We start from the raw sequence: 17,295 nt of genomic DNA on the forward strand, positions 1-17,295 counted from the left end.
GGCCCGGAGGGAGACCTCCGGGCCCCTTTTCCGTGTGTCCGTCCCCGTGTGACCGGGCGTGCCCCGTCAGGGGGCCATGCCGATCCGGAACACGTGGCCGCCGACCGGGTCCGACTCGGTGCCGTCGCCGTAGACGGCCGTGACCTTGTAGAAGACGGTGTCGGCCGCGGGCGCGCCGCTGTCCGTGTAGCCGAAGGAGCGGAAGCCGACGGGCGTGTCGGTCAGCCGCACATAGGCGCCGGCGGAACGGTCCCAGCGGTACACGTAGTAGCCGGTCGGGGTGCCCTTCGGGTCGTCATCGTCGTGGACGGCGTCGATGTCGGGTCCCTGTGCGGTGTCGTCGATCCGCACACGCAGGCCGCCGGACTCCTCCGGGTAGGTCTCCGCCGGCATCTGGTCCAGCTCGGTGACCTCGACGGCGGACGAGGCGTCGGTGTCCAGGGCGTTGCCGTCCCGGTCGACGGCCACGACCACATAGCGCAGGTGCTCGCCGTCGGGCAGGCTCACGTCCCGGTTCCTGGACCAGACGGTGCCGAAGGCGAGGCCGGCCGTGATGTCCGTGTAGGTCCAGGCGCCATCGCGGTACACACCCCGGTGGATCTCGTAGTGGTCGACGTCGTCGGCGGTGCTGTCGTCCCAGTCGAGCAGGACGCCGTTGCCCTGAGGGGTGGCGGTCAGCCCGGTCACGGCGGGCGGGGGCGTGTAGTCGCCGACGTGCCGGACGGTGACGGGGGCGGAGCGGGGGGCGCCGTTGCCCGCGTCGTCGAGGGCCTGGACGGCGTAGGTGTGCGTGGTGGAGCGCTCGATGTCGGTGTCCGTGTACGAGGTGCCGGCCACCTCGGTGAGGCGGTGGCCGTCCCGGTAGACGAGGAAGCGCGAGGCGCCGCTGCCCTCGGGGCCCCAGGGCCAGCTCAGGGTGACGCCCCGCTCGCCGTCCTCGGCTTTCACGTCCGGGACGTAGGTGGGTGGGGTCTCGTCGCGGGTGTAGTACTGCCAGACGGCGGAGGGAGCCGACTCGTTGCCGGCCGTGTCGACGGCGGTGACGGCGTAGTAGTAATAGTCGCCGGTCTGCGGGGGACGGTCGGTCCACCACGTGGAGTGCAGCAGCGTGTCACCGCCCAACTGGTTCTCCGGGCCGGCCGTGACCGGCCATGTCGTGGAGCGGTAGACCCGATAGCCCGCGAGGTCGGGCTCGGTGTTCTGGCTCCAGGACAGCGTGACCTCCCGGACCGGGTCCATCGACCAGCCCCCGGCGCCGGCGGGGGCGGCCGGAGGTGTGGTGTCCACGGTGGTCACGCCCTGGTCGGCCGTGCCCGCGGACTCGTTGCCGGCCTTGTCGTAGGCGCGGACCTCGTAGTAGTAGGTGGCGTCATTCTTCGGCAGGGTGGTGTCGGTGTACGTGGTGGAGGTGGTCGTGGCCAGCGGCCTGCCGGGGTACGAGGTGCCCTTCAGCCGCCGGTAGACGCGGTAACCGGCGAGGTCCATCTCGGCGTTCTTCGCCCAGCTGATCCCGGTCTTGCCGGTCGAGGAGTAGTACGTGACCGAAGTCCCGGTCGGCACAAGGGGTTTGACCTTGTCGACGGTGGCGGACGTGCGTGGGGTGTAGGCGAACTTGACGCTCGCGGTGCCGGTCCAGTTGACGTGGTCGAGGCGCAGGGTGTGTTTGCCGGACGGGACGGTGACGTTGACGGTCTTGGCGCGCGCGCCCGAGGTGTTCGACCACAGGTCCACCTTGCGGACGCCGTCCAGGTAGACGCGGATGCCGTCGGTCCCGGAGACGGTGAACGCGAAGGGCCCGCCGGAGCCGAAGTCGCGGGTGACGGTCCAGCGGACGCCGAAGTTGTCCCTCGGCAGCCCGGAGGCGGGCGCGCCGGTCCAGTTCTGGTCGATGACGGTGTCGCAGTCCGTCTTCTTCGGAGTGCCGGAGAACGTGGTGTTCGCGTAGAACGCCCGCTTGTACACCGGTGAGCTGCAATTCACCGTGGCGTAGGCGGACGTGGCGACCGCGCTCAGCAGGGTGCCGGCGGTGGCGAGCACGACGGCCGTGGCGGTCGCGTGTCTGGCTGGCTTCATTCGGTCCTCTGGTCGAGTCGGGGGAGCGGCGCACGGCCGCCGGTGATCAGGACTCGCGGGGACCCAGGTTGGTTGTGCCGATCTTTACCGACCCATGAACACCCTTTGAATGGAGGGTCGGTAAAGAGTGTTTGGAGGCGATTCCGCTCCTTCTTCACAGAGTCAGCGGAGCGTGGTGTTGCGGACTCGTTAAGTAGATCCGCTTGACGACAGGTGTGGCCTCCGCGTTGTCTTTTCAGACACCTGGGTCGTATAGCAGGCCTACGTCCGGAACGCACCTGAAGTGAGCCCTCGAATGCGTCGAATCGCCATATCCGTGGCCGCGTCCACGATGACCCTCTCGCTCGCCGGCTGTGGCGTGCTGGGAGCGACGGGGGACGGCGCGAGCGCGAGCCCGAGCAAGGGCAACGACATCACCGTGGGCCTGTTGCTGCCGGAGAAGGCGAACACCCGTTACGACAAGTTCGACTACCCCATCATCAAGGACAAGGTGGCCGAACTCACCCGTAAGCAGGGCAAGGTCGAGTACGTCAACGCCGACGCGGACGCCTCCCGGCAGGCCTCGCAGATGCAGAAGATGATCGACGAGAGGGTCGACATCATCATGCTCGACGCGGTCGACTCGCACGCCATCGCGCCCGAGGTGAAGAAGGCCAAGGACGCGGGCATCCCGGTCATCGCCTACGACCGTCTCGCCGAGGGCCCGATCGACGCCTACGTCTCCTTCGACAACGAGCTCGTCGGCGAGGTGCAGGGCCGCACCCTGCTGGAGGCCCTCGGGTCGGGTACCGACAGCTCCGACAAGATCGTCATGGTGAACGGCTCGCCGACCGACCCGAACGCGAAGCAGTTCAAGCAGGGCGCGCTCTCCGAGCTGAACGGCCATGTGACGATCGCGGCGACGTACGACACCACGGACTGGAAGCCGGAGCTCGCCGAGACCGAGATGGCCAAGGCCATCACCGCGATCGGCAAGAACAACATCGCCGGTGTCTACGCCGCCAACGACGGCATGGCCGGCGGCGTCATCAAGGCCCTGAAGGCGGCCGGCGTCACCAACCTGCCCCCGGTCACCGGCCAGGACGCGGAACTCGACGCGGTCCAGCGGATCGTGGCCGGCGAGCAGTACATGAGCGTCTACAAGGCCTACCCGGACGAGGCCGAGGCCGCCGCGCAGATGGCCGTCGCCAGGGTCCAGGGCAAGGACATCCAGTTCGACGCGCTCACCCAGGACAAGGTCGACAGCCCGACCGACAAGAACATCCCCTCGAAGCTGATCCAGCCGGTCGCCCTGACCAAGGGCAACATCAAGTCCACGGTCGTCGCGGACGGCATCTACACCGTGGGCGACATCTGCACCGCCCCGTACAAGGCGGCCTGCGCGGCGAGCCACCTGAAGTAGACGTTCCCCCGCGCCCCTTCAGGGGCGCGGGGCTGTTTTGACATGCGGCTCCGCCGCGTGGGCCCGCCCAGCCACGACGGCACCGCGGACGAACGACGACCCATCGCGGCGGCTCCCGGCGGAGCGCCCCCGCACCGCGTCACCCCCGTGAACGCGGTGCGACGGCCCTGTGGCCCCCCCCGGCGGAGCGTCCCCGCTCCGGGTGTCCGGTGATCCGGTGACACCCGGGGGAAGCGGGACCAACGATGCCCTGACGCGGTCCGCCCCACCACCATCAGCTTGTTGCAATGTGAGGGGCGGAGCCTGGCATATACCCGCGCATAGCAGTGCTTTACGGCAGCCCTGTTGAGGTGAGCCGTGTTGCGGACCCGGTCGGCACCCGCGCATAGTTGCGCTGCGGAAGTGGCAGCACACCGGGGGTGAAATGGGCGATGGCCGGGCGCGGGGCGGAGCAGCATCCACACGGCGCCGACCGACTGTGCGCGGCCGGCGACCGGGTCTATTCCCGGGCCGTACGCCGGGGGCGCGTGTCGCGCACTGATGCCGAGGCGGTGCCCTGCCTGCTGGAACTGGCCCTGCTGCACCCGGACCCCGACGACATGGACTGGCTGGTGCCGACCTCCCCGCAGGAGGTCATGACCAGGCTGCTGCGCGGGGTCTACGACGAGGTCAGCGCGAGCCAGCGGCGGGTGGGCTCGGCGGTGGCCGCCTTCGAGTGGTACGCCGGACTCGGCCGTCAGCTGGGCGCGCTGGCCGCACCGGCCGAGGGCAGCGCGATCCGGGTGCTGGATGGGCTGTCCCGGATCCAGGCCGCGATGGACGAGGCGACCGAGGCGTGCACGACCGAGGTGCTCACCGTGCAGCCCGGCGGCATCCGCCGGGAGGCCGAGCTGACCGAGGGGCTGCACCGGGCGCTGGCCCTGCGCGGCCGCGGCGTGCGCATGCGCGACCTGTACACGCATGTGGCCCGGCACGGCCAGGGCCTGCTGAACTACCTGGAACTGATGGGCGACACGGTCGAGGCGAGGACGCTGGACGAGGTGATCGACCGCCTGATCCTCTTCGACCGCACGGTGGCCTTCATCCCGGCGAACGCCGACCGCACGATGGCTCTTGAACTGCGCCACCCGGCCCTGGTGGAGTACCTGGTGACGGTCTTCGAACGCCTCTGGCGTCTGGCCATCCCGCTCACCGCCCCCCTCCCCGACACCGGCATCGAAGGCATCTCGCACCGCGAGCAGTCCATCGCCGCGCTGCTCGCCGAGGGTCACCAGGACGCGGTGATCGCCGAGCGGCTCGGCATCAGCGTGCGCACCTGCCGCGCCCATATCGCCCGGCTCTCGGAGACCCTGGGCGCGGCCAGCCGTACCCAGCTGGGCGTCCGGATCGCCCAGGTCGGCCTGGACGGCCACCGCGGGCCCGGGCTGTCGGCCGGCGCGCTCACGGCTCCTGATCAAGGATCCCCGAGCGTGCGATGAGGTAGCCCAGCTGGGCCCGGCTGTCGCTGCCGAGGGTGGCGGCGAGCTTGGCGATGTGCAGCCGGGCGGTGCGGATGTTCATGCCCAGGCGGTCGGCGATGACGGCGTCGGTGTGGCCCTCGACGAGGAGGGCGGCGATGGCGCGCTGGCGGGGCGTGACGCCGTTCACCGACGGGGGCTGCACCGCCTTCGGGAACATCGGCGTGGCCAGCCGCCAGAGCCGGTCGAAGGTCGTGACGAAGTACTTGATCAGCGCCGGGTGGCGGACCTCCAGGGCGAGCCTGCCGTCGTCGTCGGCGGGGAGGAAGGCGATCTTGCGGTCGATGACGATGAGCCGGTCCGGCACTTCGTCGAGGCTGCGCGCCTCGGTGTCGCCGCGCCGGAAGTGCTCCAACGGCCCGTACACCTCCGGCACATGGCGCAGGGTGTGCTGGTAGAGGGTGCGGATACGGCCGCCGCGGTCCAGCAAGGCCTGATCGCGCCCGAAGGCGGTGTCACGGGCCGCCTCGCCGCGCGGGCCGGTGAGGCCGGCGTGCGGCTGGATGGTCAGGGACTCCTCGGTGGCGTCCACCATCGCGTCGGAGATGGCCCGGTTGATCTGCTCGGTGCCGCTGAGCAGCCGCAGCATCGCCGGTTCGGTACCGGTGCCGGGCGTCTGCCCTGCGCCGATCCGCAGCAGCGGCTCGAACCGCTCCACCAGCCGGTCCTCGCGCCGGCGTTCCTCGGCGACCCGTGCCGAGGAGGCGCGCAGCAGCCGGTGCAGGGCCGCGGCGGGCGCGACCGGCTCCAGCAGCCCCAGGTCGTCCAGGGCGGGGTGGAGCAGCCCGAAATCGGTGAGACAGGGCACGTCGGCGGCATCGCCGACAGGTATCCGCCCCTTCCGCAGGGCGCGCTCGTACAGCTCCTCCCCGGCGGCACACAACTCCTCGACCCCGTGCTCCCGGTGCGTCACCGGCCCACCTCCCCCTGCTGGCCGAGCATCCCTGACTGCCCGGTGCGCAGGTGTCGTCACAGTGACCTTCTCGTTCCGTACAGTGGCCTTCTCGTTCCGTCGGCGTCAGGGCTCCTGCTTGAGAATCCCCGACTGCGCTATGAGGAAGCCGAGCTGGGCCCGGCTGCCACTGCCGAGGGCGTTGGCCAACTTGGCGATATGGGCCCGGCAGGTACGCACGTTCATGCCGAGCCGGCGGGCGATGGCCTCGTCGACGTGCCCCTCGACCAGGAGCTTGGCGATGGAGTGCTGGATCTCCGTGATGCCGTCCGGGGCGGTTTCGTAGGGTGCGCCGGTGCTGAGCGGCACCGCGCGGGCCCACATGAACTCGAACACCTTGATCAGATAGCGCACCAGGCCGGGATGCCGGAGTTCCAGGGCGACCTGCCGGTCGTCGCGGATCGGAATGAAAGCGACGGTCTCGTCACAGATGATGAGCCGCTCCACCAGCTCGTCGATGGTGCGGTACTCCACCTTGCCTTCGGAGAACTGGGACACGTACCCGAGCGTCTCGGGACTGTAGCGGGCCGTGTGCTGATAGAGGGTCCGGATGCGCACGCCGCGCTCGAGGAGCGGACGGTCGCGCTCCAGCCCCTGCAGGAGGGTGTGTTCGAGGCGACGGCTGCTCGGCTGCACGGTGAGCACCTCGGAGCGGCACTCGGCCGTCGCCACGTCGAGGGCCGCGTTGATGCGGTCCAGGCCCTCCAGGACGGAAATGGCGTGCGTGGGTGTTGTGCTCTGCGCGCTCAGCGTCATGAACGGTTCGAACGCCTCGGCCAGTTCGACCGACAGCCGCCTGCGTTCGGATATCTCGCGCTCGATCGGGTTGAGCCGCTGGGCCAGGGCGACCGAGGGAGGAGTGGGGCGCAGCCAGTTCGCGTCGTCGGGGTCGGGGTGCAGGAGGGCGAACTCCATGAGGCAGGGGGCGGGTTCCACATCCGCACGGGCGATGCGTCCCGACCGCAGCGCCTTCGCGTAGAGGCGGCTACCCTCCTCGCAGAGCTCGGTCATCGCATGGGGATGTGACACTTTGGTCTGATTTCTTGTCAAATCTCCACCCCCCAGGGTCCTGAACATGCAGGAACATGATGCATCGATCGTGTGGCCATGAGGTGCCCAAATGAGACATCGTCTTGTTCGACGGGGGAAGAGGGGACCATCAAGTGAGGACGAAGCCGACTATGCGCAAGAGAATGCTTCGGTCGATGCTTGCCGTTACCTTCTCCGCCGTTGTGGCCATCGGCGCGCTGAGTGGCCTCTCCGGTGGGAAACGTGACGTTGCGGCGGACACTACCTGGGGAGTGGCTCCTCGGACCGTCGCTGTGAGTGCCGACAGCACCGCAACGGCCCATACCGATGGTGCAGACGACACCACCTGGGGCTGACTGATGACTACTCCACCCGACGACCGGTCCTTCCGCCGCGAAATGGCCACGGCCTACCGCTCCGGCTGGCACTTCATCGACCTGGTCACCGCCATCCCCCACAGCGGTGACTCGCTGATGGTGACCGTGTTCGGTGAGCCGGTCGTCGTGACGCGGGACGAGGACGAGGACGTGCGGGCGTACCGGTGCCTGCGCAAGCCGCGTGGCGCGCCCCAGCCGGTGCGGTGTGCCATCCGGTACGGAATGATCTTTGTGAACCTCGACCAGCGGGACCATCGGCTCGCCGAGCCGACGGACCAGGACCTGAGGACCATCTCGGCCACCCCCCGCAGTGCCTGACGCGATTCCCCCGTCGTAAAAGATCGCTCAGGTGCTTCCCCCCGCAGCGGCGTCACCGTGACCTGAACACGGTGACGCCGCTGCAGTTTTTGGGGACATTTCGGGGTATGGGTCCGTTTCCAGGGTGGCTGAAAATGTTCAGTCGCCTGTTCACCCGCGCCCCAGTGTCCGCTCCACCTCGATCTCGATCACCACGCGCGCCGGATTCGGCGACGGCACCCGCTCGTACCGCTCGGCATAGCGCCGCTCGGCCTCGGCGACCCGTCCCGGATCGGTCCGTACCCTCGCCCGACCCTCCAGCGTGGCCCAGCGCCGGCCGTCCACCTGGCACACCGCGACCCGGGCGCCCTCGGGCCCGGCCGCCAGCACGTGTCCGACCTTCGCGCTCGTCTTGTTGGTGATCACCCTGGCCAGCTCGGCCTCGGCGTCGTACGTCACCCCCACCGGGACCACGTGCGGACTGCCGTCGGGCCGGAGCGTCGTCAGGGTGCACAGGTGACGTTCTCGCCAGAACTCCAGGTACTGCTCCGCGTGCTTCGCCATGCCCGCAACCTAGTCCCCGCACGGCTTCCTCCCCCACCTTGAGCGGAATAGACTCAACTTTGTGTACGCTGGTGAAGTCAGCAGTGGAGAGTGTGGCCGAGGAGGAGAACGGACAACGTGGACGCCGAGCTGACCAACAGGAGCCGGGACGCGATCAACGCGGCCAGCAACCGGGCCGTGACCGAGGGGCACCCGGACCTCACCCCCGCTCACCTGCTGCTGGCTCTGCTTCAGGGGCAGGACAACGAGAACATCACCGACCTGCTCGCGGCCGTCGAGGCCGACCAGGCCGCGGTACGCGCGGGCGCCGAGAAGATCCTGGCCGCGCTGCCCAGCGTGACCGGGTCCACGGTCGCGCCCCCGCAGCCCAACCGCGAGCTGCTGGCCGTGATCGCCGACGCCGGCGAGCGCGCGAAGGAGCTCGGTGACGAGTACCTGTCGACCGAGCATCTGCTCATCGGCACCGCCGCCAAGGGCGGCCGCGTCGCCGAACTGCTCCAGGCGCAGGGCGCCGACGCGAAGAAGCTGCTGGAGGCCTTCAAGAAGGCCAGGGGAGGACGCCGCGTGACCACCGCCGACCCCGAGGGTCAGTACAAGGCCCTGGAGAAGTTCGGTACCGACTTCACCGCCGCCGCCCGCGAGGGCCGGCTCGACCCGGTCATCGGGCGGGACCAGGAGATCCGGCGGGTCGTGCAGGTGCTGTCCCGCCGTACGAAGAACAACCCCGTCCTCATCGGTGAGCCCGGTGTCGGCAAGACCGCCGTCGTCGAGGGGCTCGCCCAGCGGATCGTCAAGGGTGACGTGCCCTCGTCGCTGAAGGACAAGCGGCTGGTCGCGCTCGACCTCGGCGCGATGGTGGCCGGCGCCAAGTACCGCGGCGAGTTCGAGGAGCGGCTGAAGGCCGTCCTCGCCGAGATCAAGGACTCCGACGGGCAGATCATCACCTTCATCGACGAGCTGCACACCGTCGTCGGCGCCGGCGCCGGCGGCGACTCCGCCATGGACGCGGGCAACATGCTCAAGCCCATGCTGGCCCGCGGCGAGCTGCGCATGGTCGGCGCCACCACCCTGGACGAGTACCGGGAGCGGATCGAGAAGGACCCGGCGCTGGAGCGGCGCTTCCAGCAGGTGCTGGTCGCCGAGCCGACCGTCGAGGACACCATCGCCATCCTGCGCGGTCTGAAGGGCCGGTACGAGGCCCACCACAAGGTGCAGATCGCGGACTCGGCGCTGGTGGCCGCGGCCACCCTCTCCGACCGCTACATCACCTCCCGCTTCCTGCCCGACAAGGCCATCGACCTCGTCGACGAGGCGGCCTCCCGCCTCCGTATGGAGATCGACTCCTCGCCCGTCGAGATCGACGAACTCCAGCGCGCCGTCGACCGGCTGAAGATGGAGGAGCTGGCGATCGCCAAGGAGACCGACCCGGCCTCCGTCGCCCGGCTGGAGAAGCTGCGCCGCGACCTCGCCGACAAGCAGGAGGAGCTGCGCGGCCTGACCGCCCGCTGGGAGAAGGAGAAGCAGTCCCTCAACCGGGTCGGTGAGCTCAAGGAGCGCCTGGACGACCTGCGCGGCCAGGCCGAACGCGCCCAGCGCGACGGCGACTTCGACACCGCCGCCAAGCTGCTCTACGGCGAGATCCCGCAGCTGGAGAAGGAGCTGGAGGCCGCCTCCGAGGCCGAGGAGGAGGCCGCCAAGGACACCATGGTCAAGGAGGAGGTCGGCTCCGACGACATCGCCGACGTCGTCGCCGCCTGGACCGGCATCCCGGCCGGCCGCCTGATGGAGGGCGAGACGCAGAAGCTGCTGCGCATGGAGGACGAGCTGGGCAAGCGGCTCATCGGCCAGAGCGAGGCCGTACGCGCGGTCAGCGACGCCGTACGGCGCTCCCGCGCGGGCATCGCCGACCCCGACCGCCCCACCGGCTCCTTCCTCTTCCTCGGGCCGACCGGCGTCGGCAAGACCGAACTCGCCAAGGCGCTCGCGGACTTCCTCTTCGACGACGAGCGGGCCATGGTCCGCATCGACATGTCGGAGTACGGCGAGAAGCACAGCGTGGCCCGGCTGGTCGGGGCGCCTCCCGGCTACATCGGCTACGAGGAGGGCGGCCAGCTCACCGAGGCGGTCCGCCGGCGCCCGTACTCCGTCGTCCTGCTGGACGAGGTGGAGAAGGCCCATCCGGAGGTCTTCGACATCCTGCTCCAGGTGCTGGACGACGGCCGACTGACGGACGGTCAGGGCCGTACCGTCGACTTCCGCAACACCATCCTGGTGCTCACCTCCAACCTGGGCAGCCAGTTCCTGGTCGACCCGCTGACGTCCGAGGCGGAGAAGAAGGAACAGGTCCTGGAGGCCGTCCGGACCTCCTTCAAGCCGGAGTTCCTCAACCGGCTGGACGACCTGGTGGTCTTCTCGGCACTGACCAAGCCCGAGCTGGAGCGGATCGCCGAGCTCCAGATCGACCGCCTGGGCAGGCGCCTGGCCGAACGCCGGCTCACCCTGGAGGTCACCCCCGAGGCGCTGGCCTGGCTCGCGGAGGAGGGCATGGACCCGGCCTACGGCGCCCGCCCGCTGCGCCGCCTCGTCCAGACCGCCATCGGCGACCGCCTCGCCAAGGAGATCCTCGCCGGCGAGATCAAGGACGGCGACACGGTCCGCGTCGACCGCTTCGGCGAGGGGCTGCTGGTGGGGCCGGCGACGGGGAAGACGCTGTGACGCTCACACGGTGAACGCGGTGAACCGTACGAGGGCCTGGTCCGGGCCCTCGTACGACACGTCGATCTCCACCGCGTTCGCGTCGATGCCGGGCGGCACGGTGCTCTCGCTGTTCATGTTCACGCAGAAATCCGCGCCGTCGAGACAGAGGTCGGTGTCCGGCTCGGGAGCCCCCGGGTAGGTGTGCCTCAACCACGCCCACAGCTGTGCCCGGGGCAGGCGGAACTCGGCTCTGTAGTCGGTGTCCAGCCAGGTCTGCACCGTGCACCTGTCCTCGAACGCCGCGTCCGGGAGCTTCGCCCCGCCGAAGTCCAGTGCCTCCGCGCACGGCACCTTCTCCGGGGCCCCGCCCAGTGGGTGGTCCGAGGTCGCGAACCTCACCACCATCACGGCCAGCCCGGCCATGATCAGTGCGGGCAGCGCCAGGATCGCCGCGACGGTCCCCCACCTGGTCCGTCCCCGTTCCGCCACCTCTGCCCCCGTCCGCTCACGGCCCGCCGGCCCGGCAGCCGGAATCATGTCAGCCAAAGGCGGACAGGCGGGCGGCGGGGCTTGCCTCCCCCCTCCCCGGATGAGGGAGGATGGCGGAATCCGCACGAAGGGAAAAACACGGTGAGCATCGACCCGTCCTCGATTCCGAACTTCGGGGGCCAGCCCGAACCGCAGCCCCAAGGACCGGCGGGCCCCGTCGTCCCGGATCAGGATCTCGTGAAGCAGCTCCTCGACCAGATGGAGCTGAAGTACGTCGTCGACGAGGAGGGTGACCTCGCGGCTCCGTGGGAGCAGTTCCGCACGTACTTCATGTTCCGCGGGGAGGCCGAACAGGCGGTCTTCTCGGTGCGGACGTTCTACGACCGCCCCCACAAGATCGACGAGAAGCCGCAGCTGCTGGAGTCCGTCGACGACTGGAACCGCCGCACCCTGTGGCCCAAGGTGTACACCCACACCCACGACGACGGCACCGTCCGTCTGATCGGCGAGGCCCAGATGCTGATCGGCACGGGCGTCGACATCAACCACTTCGTCTCCTCGACCGTCAGCTGGGTGCGGGCCGCGATCGAGTTCGACCGGTGGCTCGTCGAGCAGCTCGGCCTGGAGCAGGAGGTCAACGAGGCGGACGAGCCGGAGAACCCCGAGGACGACGGCGAGTAGGCCCCGTCCCGCCGCCTACAGCGGTGCCTGCGCGTACACCACGAGGTACGCGCCGTAGACATAGCTGAGCCCGGCCAGGGTCGCGACCAGTACGGTCGCGTGCCAGGGCCGGGTTTTCGCCGTTTTCGCCAGCATCTGGGCCAGTGGCAGCAGCAGCGGGAACGCCGGCAGCAGAAACCGCGGCTTGGACTCGAAGAAGCCCGACCCGCCGAGCGCGATCAGCAGCAGCACCCCGCTGAACACCAGCGGCGGCAGCGGGACGCGGTCCAGGAGCAGCAGCGCGTACAGCACCGTCGCGGCCACGACCAGGAGCAGGGCCATCGGGAACACGAACCGCGTGCCGTGCAGCAGCATCACGCGCACGAACTGCAGCGAGCCGAGCCCGAAGTCGAACGTCGACCCCCACAGCCGCTGCACCTCGAAGTAGCCCCCGAGCAGATCGCCCCTCCGCCGCCCGACCCACAGCACATACGCCGTCCAGCCCAGCGGGGCGAGCGCCGCGCCCGTCCACAGCCTGTGGGAAACCTTTCCGCGGCGCCGCCACACCTCCGTACCGGCCGTGGCCAGCACCGCGGCGGCGACCGCGAGCCCGTTCGGCCGGGCCAGCCCCGCGAGCGCCGCCAGCGCGCCCGCCCACAGCCAGTTCCCGGCCAGCAGCGCATACAGCGACCAGGCCGCGAACGCGGTCAGCACCGGCTCGGTGTACGCCATCGACAGCACCACCGCGTGCGGCAACAGCCCCCACAGCAGCACCAGCGCGATACCGGTGGCCCGCCCGTGCAGCCGGGAGCCGACCGCGTGGATCCCGGCGGCGGCCACCGCGGCGGCGGTCCAGGAGATCAGCAGCCCGGCGGTGCCACCGCCGACCGGGGCCAGCGCGGTCACCGCCCGCAGCAGCGCCGGGTACAGCGGGAAGAACGCGAGGTCGCTGTGCGGGCCCGGGTCGGAGGAGGGCAGGTCGTGACCGTAGCCGTGCGCCGCGATGCCCAGGTACCAGACCGAGTCCCAGGACCGGGCGAGCAGCGGCAGGGGGTGCCGGCCGGCGAGATGGGCGACGAGGGCGAGCACGGCGACCCCGGTGAGCCGGACGCCGAGAAAGAGGCCTACGGCGACCCCGCCCGCACGGACCAGGGAGGGCCGGGCGCGGCCGCGCGGCGCCGGCTTCGGCGCGGCTACGGGCGGGGCGAGGGTGCTGCCGGCGTGGGTCACATCACCGCACCCTGCAAGGGCGGGGGCGCCGATGCGAGCAGGTGGGCGCCGAGTGCGGTGTGGGTTCACCTGTGTCGAGTAAGCGGCGAAGCGCCGTCGCTTCTCGGCCGTCTTCCGTCTGCGGGTGCGTCGTGGCCGGCCGCGCCCACGCGGCGGAGCCGCACAGCGAGCACGGCTCCGCACCCCCTGCGAGGCGCTAGAGCGCCCGCAACCGCTTCGCCGCCTCCCGCAGCACCTCCTCCCGCTTGCAGAACGCGAACCGCACGAACGGCGCCCCCGCCTCCCGGTCGTCGTAGAGGACGGCGTTGGGGATCGCCACGACGCCGGCCCGTTCCGGCAGGGCGCGGCAGAAGGCGAAGCCGTCCTTCTCGCCGAGGGGGCGGATGTCGGTGGTGATGAAGTACGTGCCGGCCGGCCGGAAGACCTCGAAGCCCGCCTCCGTCAGGCACTGCGCGAGGATGTCCCGGCGGGCCAGCATGGACCGGCGGAACTCCTCGAAGTAGGAGTCGGGCAGGGCGAGCGCCTCGGCGACCGCGTACTGGAAGGGGCCCGAGGAGACGTAGGTCAGGAACTGCTTCACCGCGCGGACCGCAGACACCAGCTCCGGCGCGGCCGTGACCCAGCCCACACCTCGTCGGCCTACCTATTCCTATGTCGTGCGACAGGCCCCGCTGCGGATCCCCGGCACCGGCGGTGAGCGGGCCGCGCAACCTGCCCGGACCGGTCTGCCGACCGTGCCGACGGGCTCGGTAACGCGGCACTGTCCGTCGTATCCTGACCACACACGGGAAGGAGCCGTCCATGAGCGTCGACGCGATCGTGCACACCGAGTTCCCCAAGGGGTACACGGTCCTGTTCGGGGCCGACGGAAAGGTGATCATGACCCCGCAGAGCGAAGAGCACTCCAGCACCATCAGGTCGATGCAGATCGACTCCGCTCTCGCCCTCGGCCGTCACGCGAAGGTCACCTCCGACGTCTACATCGACTTCCCCGCCGACGAGAACTCCGCCCCCGATCTGGCGATCCTGCGCGAGGACGCACGCAAGGAAGGCAAGCGCTACAGCTTCGAGGACGTCCTGCTGATCTCCGAGGTCGTCTCGACCTCTTCCGCACGCAAGGACTACGACGACTGCACCGCGAAGTACGGCCGCTACGGAATCCCGATCTACCTGGTCGTGGACCCCTACGCCCAGGAAGTCGTCCTTCACACCCAGCCGACCGCCACCGGTTACATCGCGGCACACACCCACGCGTACGGCACGGGCAAGCTCCCCATCCCCCTGGCCGACGGCCGCACCTTCACCCTCGACCTCGACGAACTCCCACGTCCGGAGCCCGAGGGGGACACCCGCTGACGAGGGACTCCCCGCCGGCCAGGCCCGTGCCGTCGGCACCGCCGTGGCCGGACGTGGTTGTTCCTGGTCGGGGCAGCAGCCAGCTGGGAAGGCCTGGTCTCTCGTCGATCGGGCTCGGCCAGGGGGCGTGCAGTTCTGTGCCGTGAGTCCGTGCGACGAAGTCCGATTCGCCGCAAGGATGTTCGAAGCCGCGTTTGCTGGGGGCGCCAACCACCACGTACTGCCCTGGGGTAGCGGGCCCGCTCGTCCTCGGCCGAGTTGCCGGCCCCGGTTCGGCGATAGCGTGGCACGGCAACGACTGCTGCAGACAGGTGGACGAGATTTCATGCGGATGCGGTTCGAACCCGAGGCCGAGGAGGAGTTCGAGGCGGCGCGTGGGCTGCTGGTCGACCGCCTGGTTCGGTGGGCCGGGGAGCAGGGGCTGCCGGTGGACGGGTACATGGCCGAGACGGCGCTGGACTACCGGCACCTGGTCACTGCCGACGGCCGACTGGGGCTGTGGGAGTCGTGCCATGTGGAGGAGCTACTGCTCTCCTGGCTTCCCCAGCAGGTCACCGAGCTTCCCGGGGAGGAACGCGCCGACGCCCCGGGCACACTGCGCACACTACTGCGCTATCTGCACGCCGCGCAGTTGGCGGATCCGCGCGGCCCCTCACTCCAGGATTCCCTTGCCGCGGTCGACAGGGTCGCGGAACAGCATCTGGCGGCGATGACGGACCGCACTCGCTGGGGATTGGCGAAGTTCTGGGCGATGACGGCCGCGGAGCAGGGCGTGGACGTCCAGGACGAGGCGGCGTTTCAGCGCTTCGCGGACCGGGCGCAACGCGGGGAGGTCGCCTACGATCAGCAGGCTCTCGCCGCGATCATGGAACGGCGGCTGACCGGCCGCGTGCTGTCCGGCGTGGCCCGGGCCGAGCCGCAGCTGCCCGTGATGCTTCCCCCGGACGACGAACTGCGCCGACGGGCCGAGGCGTCGACGGCCGTCTCGCAGTTGCGCGGACTCGCCGAATGGGCGGGGCAGGGCGGCCGCCCGGTGACGGCGACGGGACGGCTGCGGCTGGCGGAGGCCCGCGAGATGGTGGACGTACTCGGCACCGGCGACAAGGCCGAGGGGGTGCGTTCCTCTGCCGACCTGCCGCGGCTGGCACTGCTGGTGGAGTGGGCGAAGAAGGCACGGCTGGTCCGGGTGGCCAAGGGGCGGTTGTACGCGGTGGCCAAGGCCCGGCCGGTGCTGGCCGACCCGCTCCAGCTGTGGCTGCGCGCCTTCGACGCGAGCTTCGAGCTGCGGCAGGCCCTGATCGGGGCACGCAGCGGCTGGCACATCGAGTCGATGCTCTTCGACGTCTACGAGGGCGTCCTGGATGACGTGCTGAACACGCTCTACAGCCTGCCGTACCCGATGCCCTGGCCGCGGCTGCGCGACACCGTACACCTGGCCTATCGGAGCTCCTTCCAGCTCGACGCCGGGTCGGACCTTCAGCACCGGATGTGGTTCGAGCACGCCGACCGGGACCTGCACGCGGTGCTCGACCTGCTGGACGACCTGGGCGCGATCGAGCGTGACCGTGGGATGGCCGATCCGGTGTTCCTCGACATCGACCCCTCCGATGCCGGTCCCGAACTGCTCGCGGACATGCCGCCGGAGCTCGCGGAGCTGCTGGGCGTCGCGGGGGCGGCAACGGACCCGGCGGCGCGGGAGCGTGCCGATGCCCGGCGGGAGGAGCTGACCGCCGGGCCGGTCGAGCTCATCCGTCTCACCGAGCTCGGTACCCGGGCCGTACGACAGCGGCTGCTGGCGGTCGGCAGGGACGCACCGTTGGTCGGCGAACTGGCCCAGGCGCCGGCGGCCGGCCTGCTGGGGGTGCTGGCCGAGGAGTACGACCCGGACGCCGCCCGCACGGAGCTGGCCGGCTGGATCACGGCCCGCGGCGAGCGGGAAGGTGCCCTGCGGCAACTGACCGACGCCGTAAGGACCATGACCTTCCGCACGCGTGCGCAGGCGATGCTCGACGTGCTGCTGGCGGCGTTGCCGGACGGTGAGGGCGAGCGGCTGCTGCGCACGCTGCGGCGAGACCCACAGCTGGCGCCGCTGGCGCTGAACGCGCTGGCGCACCGTGAGTTGCTGTCCCCAGAGGACATGACCGATGGAGAGTCTCTGCTGGTGCTCGCCGAGAGCCTGCTTCAGCTCGTGGAGTTGGCGGGCGGCGGAGAGGGCGCCGAGGAGACGCTGCGCGCCCAGGGCTCCCAGGCCAGGGACGCGGTTGCCGCCGCGTTGGACTCCGCGCACCCGGACCGGGTCGGACTCGACGAGCTCAGGCAGCTGGCGGCCCGGGCACTGGGTACCCACGGCGCCCGCGTCGGCCGCGCCCGGAAGGCTCGGCGCTCCTCAGGCAAGAGCGGCCGCAAGCGGCGCCGCTGACCGGGCAACACCGCCTGCCCCCCAGGCGCCGGGTGCGCCGGCACTGGCACGGAGCCGGGCGGAGGGAAACCGATGGGTCCCGGCGTCGTACGTCCTCGGTGGCGCGTTACCGTCGGGGTCGTGGTTGAGGGATGGGGCGAGGACGGGCTGCGGGCCCTGCGTGGCGCGCTGCACGCGCAGGACGGAGTGGCGTTGCCTGCGGCGTTGCTTCGTGGACCCGTGCGTGAGGTGCT

At 70.4% G+C, this 17,295-nt stretch carries 13 protein-coding genes and 1 pseudogene; 7 read left to right on the plus strand and 7 right to left on the minus strand.

Going from position 1 to position 17,295, the window contains the following annotated elements; translation table 11 throughout:
* Nucleotides 1–66 precede the first annotated feature (66 nt).
* Nucleotides 67–2,073 (minus strand): PA14 domain-containing protein, encoded by a 2,007-nt coding sequence (locus AB0M27_RS23200; RefSeq protein WP_365723774.1) that lies wholly within the window; start codon nucleotides 2,071–2,073, stop codon nucleotides 67–69.
* Nucleotides 2,074–2,368: 295 nt separating this feature from the next.
* Between AB0M27_RS23200 and AB0M27_RS23205 the strand changes: the two genes are divergently transcribed.
* Nucleotides 2,369–3,475 carry a substrate-binding domain-containing protein gene (locus tag AB0M27_RS23205; RefSeq protein WP_365723775.1) on the plus strand — a complete coding sequence of 369 codons (1,107 nt, stop codon included), beginning with the start codon at nucleotides 2,369–2,371 and terminating at the stop codon, nucleotides 3,473–3,475.
* A 431-nt stretch (nucleotides 3,476–3,906) separates the two neighbouring features.
* Complete coding sequence (locus tag AB0M27_RS23210; RefSeq protein WP_365723776.1) at nucleotides 3,907–4,953, plus strand: LuxR C-terminal-related transcriptional regulator; 1,047 nt, start codon at nucleotides 3,907–3,909, stop codon at nucleotides 4,951–4,953.
* On the opposite strand, the gene AB0M27_RS23215 is transcribed toward AB0M27_RS23210, so the two are convergent.
* A complete protein-coding gene (locus tag AB0M27_RS23215) occupies nucleotides 4,916–5,905 on the minus strand; it encodes a helix-turn-helix transcriptional regulator (protein WP_365723777.1) in 990 nt (329 codons plus the stop codon). The two genes, AB0M27_RS23210 and AB0M27_RS23215, sit on opposite strands and share 38 nt — an antisense overlap.
* 105 nt (nucleotides 5,906–6,010) lie before the next feature.
* Nucleotides 6,011–6,955, minus strand: a complete 945-nt coding sequence (locus tag AB0M27_RS23220) for a helix-turn-helix transcriptional regulator (RefSeq protein ID WP_365723778.1) — start codon at nucleotides 6,953–6,955, stop codon at nucleotides 6,011–6,013.
* Nucleotides 6,956–7,332: 377 nt separating this feature from the next.
* Here AB0M27_RS23220 and AB0M27_RS23225 point away from each other — a divergent pair, with 377 nt between their 5' ends.
* Entirely contained in the window at nucleotides 7,333–7,668 is a 336-nt protein-coding gene (locus tag AB0M27_RS23225) for a hypothetical protein (protein ID WP_055707997.1), read from the plus strand.
* 150 nt (nucleotides 7,669–7,818) lie between these two features.
* Here the strand turns inward: AB0M27_RS23225 and AB0M27_RS23230 are convergent, their stop codons facing one another.
* Nucleotides 7,819–8,211 carry a TIGR03618 family F420-dependent PPOX class oxidoreductase gene (locus tag AB0M27_RS23230; RefSeq protein WP_365723779.1) on the minus strand — a complete coding sequence of 131 codons (393 nt, stop codon included), beginning with the start codon at nucleotides 8,209–8,211 and terminating at the stop codon, nucleotides 7,819–7,821.
* 117 nt (nucleotides 8,212–8,328) lie between these two features.
* Between AB0M27_RS23230 and clpB the strand changes: the two genes are divergently transcribed.
* On the plus strand, nucleotides 8,329–10,926 hold the full coding sequence (gene clpB, locus AB0M27_RS23235) for an ATP-dependent chaperone ClpB (RefSeq protein ID WP_365723780.1): 2,598 nt from the start codon (nucleotides 8,329–8,331) through the stop codon (nucleotides 10,924–10,926).
* A 3-nt stretch (nucleotides 10,927–10,929) separates the two neighbouring features.
* Here the strand turns inward: clpB and AB0M27_RS23240 are convergent, their stop codons facing one another.
* Nucleotides 10,930–11,397 carry a hypothetical protein gene (locus AB0M27_RS23240; RefSeq protein WP_365723781.1) on the minus strand — a complete coding sequence of 156 codons (468 nt, stop codon included), beginning with the start codon at nucleotides 11,395–11,397 and terminating at the stop codon, nucleotides 10,930–10,932.
* 141 nt (nucleotides 11,398–11,538) lie between these two features.
* Between AB0M27_RS23240 and AB0M27_RS23245 the strand changes: the two genes are divergently transcribed.
* The gene (locus AB0M27_RS23245) at nucleotides 11,539–12,078 is read left to right on the plus strand and encodes a YbjN domain-containing protein (RefSeq protein WP_365723782.1); all 540 of its coding nucleotides are present in this window, start codon (nucleotides 11,539–11,541) and stop codon (nucleotides 12,076–12,078) included.
* Between the two features lie 15 nt (nucleotides 12,079–12,093).
* Here the strand turns inward: AB0M27_RS23245 and AB0M27_RS23250 are convergent, their stop codons facing one another.
* Nucleotides 12,094–13,287: a hypothetical protein gene (locus AB0M27_RS23250; RefSeq protein ID WP_365723783.1), complete on the minus strand. Its 1,194-nt coding sequence runs from the start codon at nucleotides 13,285–13,287 to the stop codon at nucleotides 12,094–12,096.
* Between the two features lie 196 nt (nucleotides 13,288–13,483).
* Nucleotides 13,484–13,915 (minus strand): annotated as a pseudogene (locus AB0M27_RS23255) (aminotransferase class I/II-fold pyridoxal phosphate-dependent enzyme); the annotation flags it as partial.
* Nucleotides 13,916–14,088: 173 nt separating this feature from the next.
* Between AB0M27_RS23255 and AB0M27_RS23260 the strand changes: the two are divergent.
* Together AB0M27_RS23260 and AB0M27_RS23265 are read left to right on the plus strand one after the other, a co-directional pair.
* Nucleotides 14,089–14,643, plus strand: coding sequence for a Uma2 family endonuclease (locus tag AB0M27_RS23260; protein WP_365723784.1), 555 nt, complete (start codon nucleotides 14,089–14,091; stop codon nucleotides 14,641–14,643).
* Nucleotides 14,644–14,968: 325 nt separating this feature from the next.
* Nucleotides 14,969–17,062, plus strand: a complete 2,094-nt coding sequence (locus AB0M27_RS23265) for a hypothetical protein (RefSeq protein ID WP_365723785.1) — start codon at nucleotides 14,969–14,971, stop codon at nucleotides 17,060–17,062.
* The last annotated feature ends 233 nt before the right edge of the window (nucleotides 17,063–17,295 follow it).

This window comes from Streptomyces sp. NPDC052107, from assembly GCF_040680215.1.
Taxonomy (GTDB): Bacteria; Actinomycetota; Actinomycetes; order Streptomycetales; family Streptomycetaceae; genus Streptomyces.